Here is a 15,069-nt window from a genome sequence, read left to right as displayed (position 1 = left end):
ATAAAAGAGAGAAGAAATCTAAAGATTGTTCAATCGATCCTGCAAGCGCTTCCTTTTATACTGAAAGAGAAAGAAGAAGCAATCAAAGGGGAGGATTCTTGCATGCATAAGACTGTAAAGTGGACGGCGGCGACGGCGATGGCATCGTTACTGATTTTGGCAACCGCTTGCAGCTCCGGCAACAACGAAACCAACAGCGCTTCCGATTCGAACGGCACGACAACGAACACGACGAACACGACCAACGCGACCGATACGACGAATACGACCGACGCGACGAACGCGGGCAACGGCGGGAACGCGGCGGCCGAGGCGGACCCGTACCTCGGCAAGTACGATCCGCCGATCACGCTGTCGAGCGTGCGGATCATCAACGACACGTTCAAGTTCATGGAAGGCCAGACGATCGACAACAACATGTGGACGAAGGCGCTCGAGGATAAGCTCGGCATCAAAATCAAGTACGACTGGGTCGTCAGCGGCGACCAGCCGGGCGGCCAGGGCGAGCAGAAGATGAACGTCTCCATCGCATCGGGCGACCTGCCGGAAGTCATCCCGGTCAACGCGAAGCAGCTGCAGCAGCTGCAGGACGCCGGCGAACTGGAGGATCTGACGGCCGTCTACGACAAGTACGCGTCCCCGTTCCTGAAGGAAATCCTGAACCAGGACGGTCCGGCGGCCTTGTCCTCGGCGACGTTCGGCGGCAAGCTGATGGCGATTCCGAACACCGGCTCCTCCATGGACGGCGCGGCGATGATCTGGATCCGCACCGACTGGCTGCAGAAGCTCGGCCTCGAGCCGCCGAAGACGATGGCCGACGTGCTCAAGATTTCCGATGCGTTCACGAACCAGGATCCGGACGGCGACGGCAAAAAGAACACGTACGGCATCGCGATGAACAAGGACCTGTACGGCGGCTTCGCCGACATTACCGGTCTCCTGAACGGCTTCCACGCCTATCCGAAGCAGTGGATCAAGGACGCGAACGGCAATCTCGTGTACGGCAGCGTGCAGCCGGAGATGAAGCAGGCGCTCGGCACCCTGCAGGAGCTGTACAAGAAAGGCCAGATCGACAAGGAATTCGGCGTCAAGGACGGCGGCAAGGAAGCCGAGCTGACGACCTCCGGCAAGATCGGCATGGAATTCGGCCAGATGTGGAACCCGCTCTTCCCGCTCGTGGACAACAAGAAGAACGATCCGAACGCGCAGTGGCAGTCGTTCCCGCTCGTCTCGAACGACGACCAGCCGGTGACGCCGCAGGTCGGCTTCTCGACGGGGCAGTACTTCGCCGTGAAGAAGGGCGCCGAGCATCCGGAAGCCGTCATTAAGGCGATGAACCTGTTCGTCGAGACCGGCTGGGGCGAGACGACGACGCCGGAGAACTACGCGGCCTACTTCACGAGCGAGGGCTTCGAGAAGTTCAAGATGATGCCGTTCCAGGCGTGGCCGTCGCGCAAAAACCTTGATATCTACCTCCACATCACGGCGGCGATCGACAGCAAGGACACGTCCAAGCTGAACGCCGAGGAGCAGGACAACTATGGCAAAATCGCCGCGTTCCTCGACGGCTCGAGCAAGGATCCGCTGGGCTGGGCGTACGAACGGATTTTCGCGAAGGAAGGCTCGTTCAAGGTCATCGACGGGTACGTCAGCGGCAACCTGCTGAAGATGACGGAATTCTACGGCGCGCCGACGCCGGCGATGGTCGAGAAGGACTCCAACCTGCAGAAGCGCGAGATCGAGACGTTCACGAAAATCATCATGGGCGACTCGCTCGACAACTTCGATAAATTCGTCACGGAGTGGAAGAAGCTCGGCGGCGACCAGATCGCGCAGGAAGTCAACGATTGGGCGAAGAGCAAGTAACAGGCGGCGCGGGCAGCGGGGGAAGCCGGTCTTCCCCTGCCCGTCCTGCCGTCCGAACGAAGCGGAGCAGGGAGGAACAACCCCATGTTATGGAAAAAAAAGAGCGAGCGGCTCCCGCTGCATCTGATGATTTTGCCGGGGCTTATTCTCATCGTCATCTACTGCTACGGCCCGATGCTTGGACTCGTGATCGCATTCGAGAAGTTCGTGCCGGCGAAGGGGATCTTCCATTCCAAATGGGCGGGCCTCGACAACTTCCGTTACGTACTGGAAATGCCGGAATCGAGCCGGATCATCTACAACACCATCCTGATCGCCATCATGAAAATCGTCGTCGGCCTCGCGGCGCCGATCGTCACCGCGCTGCTCCTGAACGAGGTGCGCAAGGAAGTGTTCAAGCGGGGCATCCAAACGGTCATCTACTTGCCCCACTTTCTGTCGTGGATCATTCTCGGCGGCATTCTGATCGACATTCTCTCGCCGACGGACGGCATCGTCAACCAGGTGCTGGGCTGGTTCGGCATCGAGCCGATTTATTTTCTCGGGGACAACGGCTGGTTCCGGTACGTGCTCGTGGCCACGGATACGTGGAAGGAATTCGGCTTCAACACCATCGTGTATTTGGCCGCGCTGACGAGCATCAATCCGTCGCTGTACGAGGCGGCGATCGTGGACGGCGCGGGGCGCTGGAAGCAGACGCTGCACGTGACGCTGCCGGGCATGATGCCGATCATCGTGCTCTTGACGACCCTCAGCCTTGGAAACGTGTTAAACGCCGGGTTCGACCAGGTGTTTAATTTATATAGCCCGCAGGTGTACGAGTCGGGGGACATCATCGATACCTTCGTGTACCGGATCGGCCTCGTCGATTCGCAGTTCGGCGTCGCGACGGCGGTCGGGGTGTTCAAGTCGGTCGTCTCGCTCGTCTTCATCTCCGCGTCGTATTACCTGGCTTACCGGTTCGCCAAATACCGCATTTTCTAGGAAGGAGCGAGTTTGAATGCTGGAGCATTACACGTTTAGCCGCAGGTTGTTTCTGTCGTTCAACTACGTCTTCCTGGCCTGTCTCGGCATCCTCTGCATCTTGCCCATCATCCACGTCCTGGCCTTGTCCTTCAGCTCCAGCGCCGCCGCCCAGGCGGGCTACGTCAAGCTGTGGCCGGTGGAGTTCACGCTGAGTTCGTACGATTTCGTCACGCATAAGGCGGCGTTCTGGAAATCGATCGTCGTGACGCTGAAGCGGGTGGCCGTCGGCGTGCCGTTCAACATGCTGCTGACCGTGCTCGTCGCCTACCCGCTCTCGAAGGAAGTCAAAAAGTTCCCGATGCGCACGCTGTACGCCTGGGTGTTCGTCGTCACGATCCTGTTCGGCGGCGGCCTCATTCCGCTCTACATGACCGTCAAGTACACGGGGATCATGGACAGCCTGTGGGCGATGATCCTGCCGGGCGCGGTGCCGGTCTTCAACGTCATCCTCCTGCTCAACTTCTTCCGCGGCCTGCCGAAGGAGCTGGAGGAGGCGGCGTTCATGGACGGCGCCGGCCACTGGACGACGCTGTGGCGCATCTTCCTGCCGCTGTCGCTGCCGGCGCTCGCGACGATCACGCTGTTCGCGACGGTCGGCCACTGGAACTCGTGGTTCGACGGCATCATCTACATGAACTCGCCGGACCATTACCCGCTGCAGAGCTACCTGCAGACCGTCGTCATCAACCGCGACCTGACGCTCATGTCCTCCTCGGACATGAAGTCGCTCGCCGAAGTCAACGACCGCACCGCCAAAGCGGCGCAAATCTTCCTCGGCGCCCTGCCGATCCTGCTCGTGTACCCGTTCCTGCAGCGGTTCTTCATGAAAGGCATCGTGCTCGGGAGCGTAAAGGAGTAGGCGGTTTAGCGTTGGAACCCCCGTGGCCGGACGTCTGTCCGGGCGCGGGGGTTTTTCGGCGTTGGGCGCATGGCGCGGGAGGGCGCGCGCAGCCGCGCAGGCGGCGTGGCGCCGGCGGCGCCGGGTCGCCGCGGTAGACGGGGCGCGATGGCCGAGACGGCTGCCGAGGCAGGGCGTGGCGCCGGATAGCAGCGGCGGCTGTGGCGCGATGGCGGTGCAAGCGATGCGGCCAGGCGGGGCCGTGTAGCCGCGGCAGTCGCGGACCTATGCCGTGCACGAGAAGAGGAAACTACCCTCAACATACATTTGGCGGCCACCACAGCGCTTATTTCGCCGAAACGGATCATTCTGCCGATTTGGCGGACTGGAGATCCGTTATTGCTTCCGAACCCCCGAGTTTTGACGCCGACAAAGGTGAATAAGCGCGCCTGTGGCCGCCAAAATCACAAATCGGCGCTTTTGACATGAATAGCGGATCTCCTGTCCGCCAAAAGCGAACCTTCAAAGCTTAGCGCCTAAAAACTAGCTGCAAAAGACAATCGGCCGAAAGCCGAACCGTCTGCAGCCAAGCAGCAACTCGCTGATGCTCGAATGCCATGGGCCCGCGTCCGCTTTGCAGCCAAGCAACAACTTACTGATGCTCGAATGCCGCGGGTGCGCGTCCGCTTTGCAGCCAACCAACTCGCTCATGCTCGAATCCGGCATGTCCGCCCCTGCCGGCTCGAGCTCCAAGCGCCGCCCGGATCATACCCGAATCCGATACGTCCGCGCCCGCTGGCTGCCGCTTGCGATGTCGAGCAGCTGCCGCTCGACCAAATCATGCAGCACCCGCCGCGCATGGCGATCGCTGACGCGGAGGTGGCTTTCGAGCTCCGCGGGCGAAAACGGCCGCAGCAGCCGGCGCGCGAAACGGACGGTCTCGGCCTCGAGCCAGGATAGCGAAGCGGGCACGTCCGTTGCCACGAATTTGCCGATGAACGCCAAGACCAGCTGCTGGCACGCCTTAGGCTCGTCTACGATCGAGGGATAGGCGATCGGGAGAAAGGTCCATCCGTCCAACGCCAGCAAGCAATGCCGGCGGCATAAGTCCTTGAACCGCACGATGTCCAAGTCGCGGGCGTGCGGCCCGTAGCCTTGTATCTCGATGCCGCCTTTCGCGCCACCAGGGCGATAGGCGAGATCCAGGTAACGGTACCCGTTGCCGAAATCCCGCACTTCCCACTCCGCGCGCAGATCGTGGAAGTGTCCGACCGCCGGGAACCACACCGAGCGGAGGAAGGCGACGCTGCCATGCCCAAGTCCCTTTCGCAGTATCTCGCTGCGCTGCGCGTTCGGCTCCTCCGCGAGCTGCCGCTGCATCCATTCCTCATACTGCTGTTCGAACCTCGTCATCGCAATCTCGCCCCCTGAGAAAATGTGCGCAAAAAAGCCGCCTCGCCGATGCGTCCGGTTCTCCGGATGAGCATCGTATCGAGGCGGCGTGTGCTTCACGACCTATGAGCGTCATTATAACGTAGGAGGCTGAATCGGACAATAATCTACGCCTCCGCATCTGCCGATATATGCTAGAATGAAGCGTTGCTCCGCCGCCCGATGTCGGGGACTTCGAGACGTCCGATGGGCTCGAACCGGCCAACAAGCCGGCCGAGCTGCTCGGCATCATGCATTTCACCCGGCTAGCGTGCGACGGCGCCGAACGCGACTACCTCGACCAACCGGATTACATCGCGGCCGCCGGGGTAATAAAGGGTAATGAACCGATGGACCGGCCATCCGAAGGAGGGGCGCCATGAACGTGCTGCCAAATATCGTCCGCGTGATTTCCGCGCTCGCGACGCTGGGCGCGCTGCTGCTGCTCGGCGTCGCGTTCCTGTTCAACGATACCGGCGAACCCGCCTCGACGCTGCTCGCGATCTACGGGGGTTATGCGCTGATCGGGCTGAGCGTCTTCGTCGGCAACGAGATCCTGATCGCCAAACGCGCCTTCGCGCATCGCCCCGTCCGCCGTGCGTACCGGATCTTCTGGGCTTGCGTCGCGCTCGCCGGGCTCTGCGTCTGGGCGGTCGTCGCTTATCGTTAAGAAGTCGGCGGGAGGCGAAGTTTACGAGACAAGCAGCAATCACTTGCCCCGTACGCGGCCTCGTTCGCGCCGATGCAAGCGCAACCGGAAGCCGAGCGTCCGTTCCGACAGAGGAGCGGGCGTTTTCGATTTGTTTCGACAAATGTTGAACGTTTTATGACAGGACTGATATCCTGCTCCCAATTGTGGCATAATAAGCCCAATCAAGCGCGACTTCCGTCCTAAGCGATCCCCGTCAAGACGCGTTTTCCCCATTGCAATTCCGACTAAACCAGTATACAATACTAGGCATTAGAGAGATTTCATGTTAGCTAAGAGAGGGAGAGACATCATGCGTAAACGCACGAGTATTATCGGGGCTGTCATGCTGTCGTTGACGGTGCTGCTGAGCGCTTGCTCGGGCAACAACGACGGCGGAACGAACACGGGCAACACGACGACCGGCAACGCGCCGGCGAACAACGGACAAGCGGCCGACAACGGCCAGCCGAAGGACGGCGGCAGTCTGATCGTCGCGGTAGGCGCGGATCCGGTTATTCTGAATCCCAACTACGCCGGCGACCGCGTCAGCCTGACGATCGACCAAGCGCTGTACGCGCCGCTGTTCCAAGTCGATAACGGCAAGAAGACGTTTTACCTCGCGGACAGCTTGGACCTTTCCGCGGACAAGCTGACCTATACGCTCAAGCTGAAGGACGGCCTGACGTGGCATGACGGCCAGAAGCTGACGGCCGACGACGTCGTGTTCACGATCGACAAGATTCTCGACGAGAAGCAGAACAGCTTCCTGCGCGCGAACTTCATCATCAACGGCAAGCCGATCCAAGCGGTCAAGAAGGACGACCTGACGGTCGAATTTAAGCTCCCGCAGGTCGCGCCGGCCTTCGAAGCGACGCTCGTCCAAGTGTCGCCGATTCCGAAGCACGTCTTCGAGAACGAAGCCGACATCGAGAAGAGCACGAAGAACGCGACGCCGGTCGGTTCCGGCGCCTTCAAGTTCAAAGAATACAAGACGGGCGAATACGTGACGCTGGAACGCTTCGATCATTACTTCGGCGGCAAGCCGCACCTGGATTCCATCACGTACCGCATCGCGAAAGACACGAACGCCGCCAACCTGGCGCTGCAGAACGGCGAGATCAACGTGAAATACCTCGATCCGCAGGACGTGGCGACGATTCAAGCGACGAACAACTTCGAAATCCTGCCGTATAGCGAAGGCCGCCTGTCGTACCTGCTCTTCAACGAGAACAGCGACACGGGCGCGCTGAAGAAGAAGGAAGTGCGCCAGGCGCTGTCCTACGCGCTGAACCGCGAGGAGCTGATCTCGACGGCGTACATGTCCGGCGACTACGCGGATCCGGCCAAGTCGATCCTGGCCTCGGACAACATCTACTTCGATAACGACGTGCCGAGCTTCGACAATGACGCCGCGAAAGCCAAGGAGCTGCTGCAATCGGCCGGCGCCGGCAACTTGAAGCTGCGCTTCATCACGTCGAGCGGCAACAAGGCGCAGGAAGCGATCGCCCTGTACGTGCAGCAGAAGCTGAAGGCGGTCGGCGTGGACGTGCAGATCAACGCGATGGACGCTTCCGCGTACGGCACGAAGTTCTCGGATCTCAAGTCGACCGATTACGAGCTCGCGGCCGGCGGCTACATCATGGGCTACGATCCGGACGCGTACAGCATCCTGTACGCGACGAACGGCGACGCCAACTATACGCACTACTCCAACCCGAAGGTCGACGACCTGTTCAAGCAGGGCGGCGCCGAAGGCGACCAGGCGAAACGCGGCGAGATCTACAAGCAGCTGCAGGAAATCGTCGCCGAAGACGCGCCGGTCTACCCGATCGCCTACACCAAGACGATCGTGGCGGTGGACAAAAAATACGGCGGACTGGATGAAGCCATCCTGAAGCCCGTCGTGATTTTCGAAGATCCGTCCAAACTTTATCTGAAATAAGGATGCGCGGGAAAATAAGCTGGTTCATCCAGCTTATTTTTTTGCTTCATGCAGCTGGGAGAGCGACATTATGCGACGACTCATCGTTCGAAGACTCTTGCAAACCGTGCCGATGCTCTTTTTCGTCTCGCTCGTCTGCTTCGCGCTCGTGAAGGCGGCGCCGGGAGATCCGGTACTGTCCTTCGTGACGCCGAACATGCACGCGGACGACATCGAGCGCGTCCGGCACAACCTCGGCCTGGACCAGCCCGCGTACGTGCAGTACGTCAAATGGCTGAAGGAAGGCCTGAGCGGCAATTTCGGCTATTCGCTCGTGAACCATCAACCGGTGCTCGGGCAGATCGTCGACCGGCTGCCGGCGACGGCCGGGCTGGTCGGGGCCGCCATCGCGCTCGCGGTGCTGCTGGCCATTCCGCTCGGGCTGCTCGCGGGCGCGAACCGGAACAAGTGGGTCGACAAGCTCGTCAACCTGCTGGCTTACATCGGCATTTCGGTGCCGCTCTTTTGGCTCGCGATTCTGTTCGTCTATTTATTCGCCATCCGCTTGCATTGGCTGCCCAGCCTCGGCATGCATACGATCGGCAAGAACGGCGCGCTCGACGTGATCAAGCACGGGATTTTGCCCTGCGCCGTGCTCGCGATCGGCTTCCTGTCCGTCTACGTGCGCTATATCCGTTCCAGCACGATCAGCCAGCTGAAGGAGGACTACGTGCAGATCCAATACGCCTTCGGCTCCGCCAAGCGGACGGTCCTGTTCCGCCACGTGCTGAAGCATGTGCTGCTGCCGGTCATCACGCTGCTCGGGATGTCGCTCGGCGACCTCGTGACGGGCGCGATCGTGACCGAGACGGTCTTTTCCTGGCCGGGCATCGGCTCCCTCGGGATGACGGCGGTCCGCGGCTTCGACTACCCCGTGATCCTGGGGATCACGCTCCTGTCCTCCGTCATGCTGATCGTCGGCAATCTGCTTGCGGACATGCTGTACGGCTTTGCCGATCCACGAATCAAACTTACGAGGTGACATCATGAATCGGAGCAAATGGCGCAACGTCGGCGCGGAGCTGATGGCCAACAAGCTGGGGATCGCCGCGGTCGCCCTGCTCGCCGTCTTCGTCCTGGCCGCGGCCTTCGCGTTCCTGACGAACAAGGATCCGAACGCGCTGAACGTGCTGGAGAAGCTGAAGCCGCCCGGAGCCGGCCATTGGTTCGGCACGGACGACTACGGGCGGGATTACTTCGCCCGGGCGCTGTACGGCGGCCGCGTGTCGCTCACGGTCGGCTTCCTGGCGATGATCCTGTCGACAAGCATCGGCGTGGCGGTCGGCGTCGCGAGCGGCTATTTCGGCGGCTGGATCGATACCGTGCTGATGCGGATCGTGGAAATCATATTGTCTATTCCGACTTTTCTTATCCTGCTTTTGCTAAGCGTCTACCTGAAGCCGAGCGTCGGCAACTTGATCGTGATCATCTCGCTGCTCATGTGGATGAACATCGCGCGGATCGTCCGCGCGGAGACGCTCGCGCTCAAGGAACGCGAATACGTGCTGTACGCCAAGGCGTCCGGCCAGGGCGCGCTCGGCATCATCGGCCGGCACGTGCTGCCGAACCTCGCGTCGGTCATCATCGTCAGCGCGACGAACAACATCGCCTCCGCGATCATGATGGAATCGTCGCTCAGCTTCCTCGGCTTCGGCGTGCAGGCGCCGAACGCGACGTGGGGCAGCATGCTGAACGGGGCGCAAGGCTATATCGTTCAAGCGCCGTATCTGGCGATATTTCCGGGCGTTCTCATATTCCTGACCGTGCTCTGCTTTAACATTCTGGGCAATATTTTGCGCGTCGGCTTCGAACCGAAGCTCGGCAAACGATAAACGCGGCGGCCGAAGGGCAAAGGAGTGAAGAGACCATGACAGAACAGCTGCTGACGGTCGACGACTTACGCGTCTCGTTCCATACCCGCAGCGGGGAAAATCAAGCCGTACGGGGCGTCAGCTTCCGCGTCGGCGCCGGAGACACCGTCGGCATCGTCGGCGAATCCGGCAGCGGCAAGAGCGTGACGGCCAAGGCGATCCTGGACCTGATCGCCGAGCCGGGCGAGATCAAGAGCGGCGCCATCGCGTTCCGCGGCGAGAGCCTGCGCGGCCTGCCGGCGAAGAAGTGGCGGAGCCTCCGGGGCAACCGGATCGCCATGGTCTTCCAGGACCCGATGACGTCGCTCAATCCGGTCAAGACGATCGGCTTCCAAATGGCCGAGGTGATCCGCCGGCACCGGGGGCTCGGCAAGGACGCGGCGCTGAAGGAAGCGGCCGAGATGCTGCGCAAGGTCGGCATTTCCGAGCCGGAGCGCCGGATTCGCCAATATCCGCACGAATTCAGCGGCGGCATGCGCCAGCGCGTCATGATCGCGATGGCGCTCTCGTGCGGCCCGGAGCTGCTGATCGCGGACGAGCCGACGACCGCGCTCGACGTGACGATCCAAGCGCAGCTGCTGGACCTGCTGCAACGGCTGAAGGAGGAGTCCGGCACGGCGATCGTGCTCATCACGCACGACCTCGGCGTCGTGGCGAAGGTATGCACCCGCGTCGTCGTCATGTACGGCGGCATGGTGATGGAAGAGGGCAGCGTCGAGGACATCTTCTACCGCACGGGCAACCCGTACACGCAGGGGCTGCTGCGCTCGCTGCCGAAGCACGGCGGGGCGGGCCGGGAGCGGCTCGTCCCGATCGAGGGCTCGCCGCCGGATCTGATCGATCCCCCGCCCGGCTGTCCGTTCATGGAACGCTGCCCGCACGCGTTCGCGAAGTGCAAGGCGCTTCCGCCGATGTTCGGGCTCGGCGAAGGCCATGCTTCCCGCTGCTGGCTCGTGGACGGCAAGGAGACGCTGGCGCAGGCGCTGGCGGAAGGAGGCGAGGCGCGATGAGCGAGGTCATGAACGGCGGTCTGCCGGCCGGTTCGGCGGGCGAGTTGCGGACGAAGGACGCCGGCGAGGTGCTGGTGGACGTGCGGAACCTGAAGAAGCATTTCGCGAAAGGGACGGATCTGCTGGGGCGCGGCCGGGACGTGCTGAAGGCCGTCGACGGCGTCAGCTTCCAGATCCGCCGCGGCGAGACGTTCGGCCTCGTGGGCGAGTCCGGCAGCGGCAAGTCGACCGTGGGGCGGTGCCTGCTGCGGCTGTACGATTACACGGACGGCGAGGTGCGTTTCGACGGGCATGATCTCGCGAAGCTCGGCGACAAGCAGCTGAAGCCGTTCCGCCGGCGCATCCAGTCGATCTTCCAGGACCCGTATTCGTCGCTCAATCCGGGGATGAACGTGCTGGAGCTGATCGGCGAGCCGATGAACATTCACGGCGTTCATAAGGGCGACCGGGAACGGAAGGAGACGGTCGGCGCGCTGCTCGAGCGGGTCGGGCTGAAGCGGGAGCATATGCTGCGGTATCCGCACGAATTCAGCGGCGGGCAGCGGCAGCGGATCTCCATCGCGCGGGCGCTGGCCGTGCGGCCGGAGTTCGTCGTCTGCGACGAGCCGATCTCGGCGCTCGACGTATCCGTGCAGGCGCAGGTCATCAACATGCTGGAGGACCTGCAGGCGGAATTCGGCCTGACGTACCTGTTCATCGCGCACGACCTGTCGATGGTGCGGCATATCTCGGACCGCATCGGCGTCATGCACGGCGGACGGCTCGTGGAAGTGGCGGAGAGCGACGAGCTGTACGAGAATCCGCTGCATCCGTACACGAAGGCGCTGCTCTCGTCCATTCCGATTCCGGATCCGCGCCTCGCGCGCGAGCAGCGTCCGCTGGTCTACGATCCGCGGGCTTCGGGCGAGGGCGGCGGAGACGGCGGGCTGCGGGAGGTCCGTCCGGGCCATTTCGTGGCCGGCCATGGATCCGAATGAAGGAGGAAGAGCGCATGGAAACGAAAGCGAAACTGTCCCAATGGGACGCGCTGATGCTGGAAGGGCTGCGCGGGCTGGGCTGGACGGACGAGGAGATCGTCCGCCGCATCCGGGAACGCGACGGGCTGCCGGCCGACGACAGCATCTATGAGTTCGATTACGCGCAGCTGGCGGACTTCGCGGCCGCGAACCCGGAGACGTTCGAACGGGCGGTGCGCGAAGGCTACGCTATCAAGTACAACACCGTGCGCGGCATCCGCTCGTGGATCAACGTCGCCTTCGCGCAGGAGCCGGAGCTCGTGCTGGAGGCCGGCAACGAGTCGGTCGTCGCCAAGCTGACGCCGGCGGAGCGCGAACGGCTGCTGTCCGTCCTGTCGTACGGCTGGGCGGTGCGCGAGGAGCGCCCCGGCGAGGCCGGCACGTACCGAATCGAGCCGATCCAGCGCTAACGGAGCGGACGAGCGGGTCATGGAGAGGCTGGGAGAGTTCTCGATTGCGAGCCTACTCATAAGCAGGGCGGAAGCGGGGATAAGCCTCGGAACGCATACGGCGTTCCGAGGCTTTTTTGTCTTGAGTCAGCGTGGGGGGAGCGTGTTGCGTCGCCGTACGGGAAGCTGTTGTCGCGTGATCGCCGTCTACTGGCGCGGCGTGCCGGAAGCCTTGCGGGGCGTCGCCTATTCGGCTTGGAACGCGCCGGCCGCCGCCGTCTTCCATGCTTCGCCGCGGACATTCGACTAGCTCCCAAAAAATGCGTATAATGAAGCCATTCATTATAGGCCGAAGTGAGGGTTCCTTATGATCGCGGTCCAGCGCCGGAATAAAATCAAAGAAATGCTGCTTCAGGAGCACAGCGTCAAGGTAGCCGATCTGGTCAAGGAATTCCGCGTGTCCGAAGAGACGATCCGCCGGGATTTGCAGCAGCTGGAGAAGGAAGGCATGGTGCAAAAAAATTACGGCGGCGCGATCCTGACCGACGATTATCAGCAGTCGCTCGCTTCCGTCCTCCCCGTCCAGCAGCGCAAGTTCCAGTACTACGAGGAGAAGGAAGCGATCGGCAAGCTGGCCGCTTCGCTCGTCGGCGAAGGGCAGATCGTCGTGCTGGATTCCGGCTCGACCACGTGGTGCATGGCCCGCCATCTGAAGGAAATTCCGAATCTGGTGCTCGTGACGAACGGCATGAACGTCGCGGAAGAGTGCAGTCAGAACGAAGCGGCGTCGATCTTCGTGCTCGGCGGCAAGCTGGTCACGAAATCGATGTCGCTCGTCGGCCCGCAGGCGGTCGGGGAGCTGAACACGTACAGCGCCCATTCCACCTTTCTCGGCACCTCCGGCATCGCGCTCGGCAAGGGCTTCACCAGCTCCGACCTGTACGAGGCCGAAGTGAAGCGGGCGATGATCAAGGCCGGCAGCCGGATCGTCATCCTGGCCGACCACAGCAAGTTCGAGCGGCAGGCGCTCGTGTCGTTCGCGGGCTTTCAGGACGTGGACGTGCTGATCACGAGCGACCTGACGGACCCGGGCTTGCTGCGGGAGATCGAGGCGTTCGGCGTGCAGGTCATGGTTTGTCCCGTCAAGGGCAAGCTGAAGGAGAGCCTCTGATAAGGAAGGGATCGCGAAGATGGAAACGATTCAACGAATGTTCAGCCATTTGAACTGGGCGAACGAGCGAATCTTGAGCGCGCTGTGCGCCGACCGTTCCGGCAGCGCCGAAGCGGCCGGGCTCTTCGAGCACGTCCTGCGCGCGGAGCAGGTCTGGCATGCCCGGCTGCTGGGGCAGGACAGCGCGCACGTGCCGCTTTGGTCGGAGGACGGCGTGGACGCCTGCGTCGAGCTGGCGAAGCAGAACAAGGAGGCGTTCGCGTCCTACCTGGCGCGGCTGAAGCCCGAGCGGCTGGACGACGTCGTCGTCTACGAGAACCAGGCGGGCCGCGAGTTCCGGACGTCCATCCGGGACATTCTCACGCACGTGGCGCTGCACGGCCAGTACCACCGCGGGCAAGTGAACGCGAAGCTGCGCCGGCTCGGCGGGGAGCCGGTCAACGTGGATTACATCGCTTTCGTGCGCTAGCGCCGCCGTCCGCGCAACAAAACAACCGCCCCGAACGTCAGGAAAGCATGGCGTTCGGGGCGGTTGTTTGCCTATGGACTAGATCGTTTACGAGTTTGTCCGAAGTCGCGCCGCTATACCTGCAGCATCAGCAAAATGATCGAGGACAGGCTCAGGACGCCGCTGATTAGGTACAGGAACGCGACGGCCTGCTTCGGGCTGAGGCCCGCCCGCAGCAGACGGTAGTGCGCCTGGCTGGCATCGGCCTGGTAGATCGGCTTGCCGCCGAGGAGCCGCTTGACCACGACGAACAGGTTGTCGAAGATCGGCACGCCGAGGGCCAGAATCGGAATGAAGATGGACAGCACCGTCGCCTGCTTGAACGCGCCGTCGAGCGCGATGACGGCGAGGATGAAGCCGAGGAACGTCGCCCCCGCGTCGCCCATGAACACCTGCGCCGGCGGCTTGTTGAACCGCAGGTACGCGATCGTGACGCCGACGAGGATGATCGCCATCATGGCGGAATCGGACTGTCCTTTGGCCAGCGCGACCACGAACAGCGTTCCCGCGGAGATCGCCGACAGTCCGCCGGCCAGCCCGTCCATGCCGTCCGAGAAGTTGATGACCGTCGTCACCCCGAAGATCCACAGAATCGTCAGCGCGAACTGCAGCCATACCGGCAGGTTCACGAAGCCGCCGGTGATCGGGTTGTAGAATCCGCTGAACGTAATGCCGGCGGCATAGACGATGACCGCGGCCGAGATTTGCACCAGGAACTTCGGCAACGTCGGGAAATCCTTGCCCCGCGTCTTGTACCAGTCGTCGACCGTGCCGATCGCGAGCAGCAGCAGGGAGCCGAGGATGATCGCGCCGGTTTGCAGCGTGAAGCCCTTCAGGTAGAACAGGTAGGTGACGATGAAGCCCGCGAAGATGGCATAGCTGGCCGTCAGCGGAATCGGCTTGCGGTGGATTTTGCGCTCGACGTTCTCGCGGGGCTTGTCCACGAAATCGAGGCGAAACGCCAGCCGTCCGAGCGGCGGGATAAGCAGGTATACGATGGCGAACGAAACGAGAAACGCGATGACGTACGACATGATTTCATCTCCAATGGAAAGATTTGGACGACGGGGTCCGAATGTAAGGATGCGCCAAAAGCCGTTCAGCTATTCTCTTCCTGATAAGACGAGCGGTTTCGGCAAAAGGTTTCCGATATCGGCGATTTCGGATTCCATAATATGCTAAACTAGATAAAGAAACGGGCAAAACCGACAATCGGGCAAAGCAGCGCGCGCCAAACCGGCAGGAATCGTTCGAAACCGGGAGGAATAACG

At 62.0% G+C, this 15,069-nt stretch carries 14 protein-coding genes; 12 read left to right on the top strand and 2 right to left on the bottom strand.

All coding sequences use genetic code 11. The features are described from left to right. Nucleotides 1-102 precede the first annotated feature (102 nt). The 3 genes from I8J29_RS15730 to I8J29_RS15720 all read left to right on the top strand — a co-directional run bounded on the left by I8J29_RS15730 (nt 103) and on the right by I8J29_RS15720 (nt 3,751). The gene (locus tag I8J29_RS15730) at nt 103-1,866 is read left to right on the top strand and encodes an extracellular solute-binding protein (protein WP_208848494.1); all 1,764 of its coding nucleotides are present in this window, start codon (nt 103-105) and stop codon (nt 1,864-1,866) included. An 84-nt stretch (nt 1,867-1,950) separates the two neighbouring features. Beyond that, nucleotides 1,951-2,850, top strand: a complete 900-nt coding sequence (locus I8J29_RS15725; RefSeq protein ID WP_208848493.1) for an ABC transporter permease — start codon at nt 1,951-1,953, stop codon at nt 2,848-2,850. A gap of 16 nt (nt 2,851-2,866) precedes the next feature. Then, entirely contained in the window at nt 2,867-3,751 is an 885-nt protein-coding gene (locus tag I8J29_RS15720; RefSeq protein ID WP_208848492.1) for a carbohydrate ABC transporter permease, read from the top strand. 744 nt (nt 3,752-4,495) lie between these two features. On the opposite strand, the gene I8J29_RS15715 is transcribed toward I8J29_RS15720, so the two are convergent. Continuing rightward, complete coding sequence (locus tag I8J29_RS15715) at nt 4,496-5,143, bottom strand: transcriptional regulator (RefSeq protein ID WP_208848491.1); 648 nt, start codon at nt 5,141-5,143, stop codon at nt 4,496-4,498. A gap of 397 nt (nt 5,144-5,540) precedes the next feature. On the opposite strand from I8J29_RS15715, the gene I8J29_RS15710 reads away from it, so the two are divergent. The 9 genes from I8J29_RS15710 to I8J29_RS15670 all read left to right on the top strand — a co-directional run bounded on the left by I8J29_RS15710 (nt 5,541) and on the right by I8J29_RS15670 (nt 13,759). After that, nucleotides 5,541-5,831 carry a hypothetical protein gene (locus I8J29_RS15710; RefSeq protein ID WP_208848490.1) on the top strand — a complete coding sequence of 97 codons (291 nt, stop codon included), beginning with the start codon at nt 5,541-5,543 and terminating at the stop codon, nt 5,829-5,831. A 331-nt stretch (nt 5,832-6,162) separates the two neighbouring features. Continuing rightward, nucleotides 6,163-7,794, top strand: coding sequence for an ABC transporter substrate-binding protein (locus I8J29_RS15705; protein ID WP_240546229.1), 1,632 nt, complete (start codon nt 6,163-6,165; stop codon nt 7,792-7,794). 70 nt (nt 7,795-7,864) lie between these two features. Next, on the top strand, nt 7,865-8,815 hold the full coding sequence (locus tag I8J29_RS15700; protein WP_208848489.1) for an ABC transporter permease: 951 nt from the start codon (nt 7,865-7,867) through the stop codon (nt 8,813-8,815). A 4-nt stretch (nt 8,816-8,819) separates the two neighbouring features. Beyond that, on the top strand, nt 8,820-9,665 hold the full coding sequence (locus I8J29_RS15695) for an ABC transporter permease (RefSeq protein ID WP_208848488.1): 846 nt from the start codon (nt 8,820-8,822) through the stop codon (nt 9,663-9,665). A 35-nt stretch (nt 9,666-9,700) separates the two neighbouring features. Further along, a complete protein-coding gene (locus tag I8J29_RS15690; protein ID WP_208848487.1) occupies nt 9,701-10,714 on the top strand; it encodes an ABC transporter ATP-binding protein in 1,014 nt (337 codons plus the stop codon). Nucleotides 10,715-10,722: 8 nt separating this feature from the next. Next, nucleotides 10,723-11,691, top strand: coding sequence for an ABC transporter ATP-binding protein (locus I8J29_RS15685; protein ID WP_208848550.1), 969 nt, complete (start codon nt 10,723-10,725; stop codon nt 11,689-11,691). Nucleotides 11,692-11,705: 14 nt separating this feature from the next. Beyond that, nucleotides 11,706-12,140 (top strand): hypothetical protein, encoded by a 435-nt coding sequence (locus tag I8J29_RS15680; RefSeq protein ID WP_208848486.1) that lies wholly within the window; start codon nt 11,706-11,708, stop codon nt 12,138-12,140. A 346-nt stretch (nt 12,141-12,486) separates the two neighbouring features. Next, nucleotides 12,487-13,290, top strand: coding sequence for a DeoR/GlpR family DNA-binding transcription regulator (locus I8J29_RS15675; protein ID WP_208848485.1), 804 nt, complete (start codon nt 12,487-12,489; stop codon nt 13,288-13,290). Nucleotides 13,291-13,309: 19 nt separating this feature from the next. Further along, entirely contained in the window at nt 13,310-13,759 is a 450-nt protein-coding gene (locus I8J29_RS15670; protein WP_208848484.1) for a DinB family protein, read from the top strand. A 113-nt stretch (nt 13,760-13,872) separates the two neighbouring features. Here the strand turns inward: I8J29_RS15670 and I8J29_RS15665 are convergent, their stop codons facing one another. After that, nucleotides 13,873-14,832, bottom strand: a complete 960-nt coding sequence (locus I8J29_RS15665) for an MraY family glycosyltransferase (protein ID WP_208848483.1) — start codon at nt 14,830-14,832, stop codon at nt 13,873-13,875. Between the last annotated feature and the right edge of the window lie 237 nt (nt 14,833-15,069).

The sequence above is a fragment of the Paenibacillus artemisiicola genome, assembly GCF_017652985.1.
GTDB classification, from domain to species: domain Bacteria; phylum Bacillota; class Bacilli; order Paenibacillales; family Paenibacillaceae; genus Paenibacillus_Z; species Paenibacillus_Z artemisiicola.
The sequence above is the reverse complement of the archived record's forward strand: the minus strand, read 5'-3'. Positions and strand labels throughout refer to the sequence as shown.

Coding starts and splice junctions, on each gene's coding strand:
- I8J29_RS15700 (WP_208848489.1), top strand. CDS start 7,865: ATGCGACGACTCATCGTTCGAAGACTCTTGCAAACCGTGCCGATGCTC.
- I8J29_RS15670 (WP_208848484.1), top strand. CDS start 13,310: ATGGAAACGATTCAACGAATGTTCAGCCATTTGAACTGGGCGAACGAG.
- I8J29_RS15680 (WP_208848486.1), top strand. CDS start 11,706: ATGGAAACGAAAGCGAAACTGTCCCAATGGGACGCGCTGATGCTGGAA.
- I8J29_RS15685 (WP_208848550.1), top strand. CDS start 10,723: ATGAACGGCGGTCTGCCGGCCGGTTCGGCGGGCGAGTTGCGGACGAAG.
- I8J29_RS15695 (WP_208848488.1), top strand. CDS start 8,820: ATGAATCGGAGCAAATGGCGCAACGTCGGCGCGGAGCTGATGGCCAAC.
- I8J29_RS15690 (WP_208848487.1), top strand. CDS start 9,701: ATGACAGAACAGCTGCTGACGGTCGACGACTTACGCGTCTCGTTCCAT.
- I8J29_RS15715 (WP_208848491.1), bottom strand. CDS start 5,143: ATGACGAGGTTCGAACAGCAGTATGAGGAATGGATGCAGCGGCAGCTC.
- I8J29_RS15720 (WP_208848492.1), top strand. CDS start 2,867: ATGCTGGAGCATTACACGTTTAGCCGCAGGTTGTTTCTGTCGTTCAAC.
- I8J29_RS15725 (WP_208848493.1), top strand. CDS start 1,951: ATGTTATGGAAAAAAAAGAGCGAGCGGCTCCCGCTGCATCTGATGATT.
- I8J29_RS15675 (WP_208848485.1), top strand. CDS start 12,487: ATGATCGCGGTCCAGCGCCGGAATAAAATCAAAGAAATGCTGCTTCAG.
- I8J29_RS15665 (WP_208848483.1), bottom strand. CDS start 14,832: ATGTCGTACGTCATCGCGTTTCTCGTTTCGTTCGCCATCGTATACCTG.
- I8J29_RS15710 (WP_208848490.1), top strand. CDS start 5,541: ATGAACGTGCTGCCAAATATCGTCCGCGTGATTTCCGCGCTCGCGACG.
- I8J29_RS15705 (WP_240546229.1), top strand. CDS start 6,163: ATGCGTAAACGCACGAGTATTATCGGGGCTGTCATGCTGTCGTTGACG.
- I8J29_RS15730 (WP_208848494.1), top strand. CDS start 103: ATGCATAAGACTGTAAAGTGGACGGCGGCGACGGCGATGGCATCGTTA.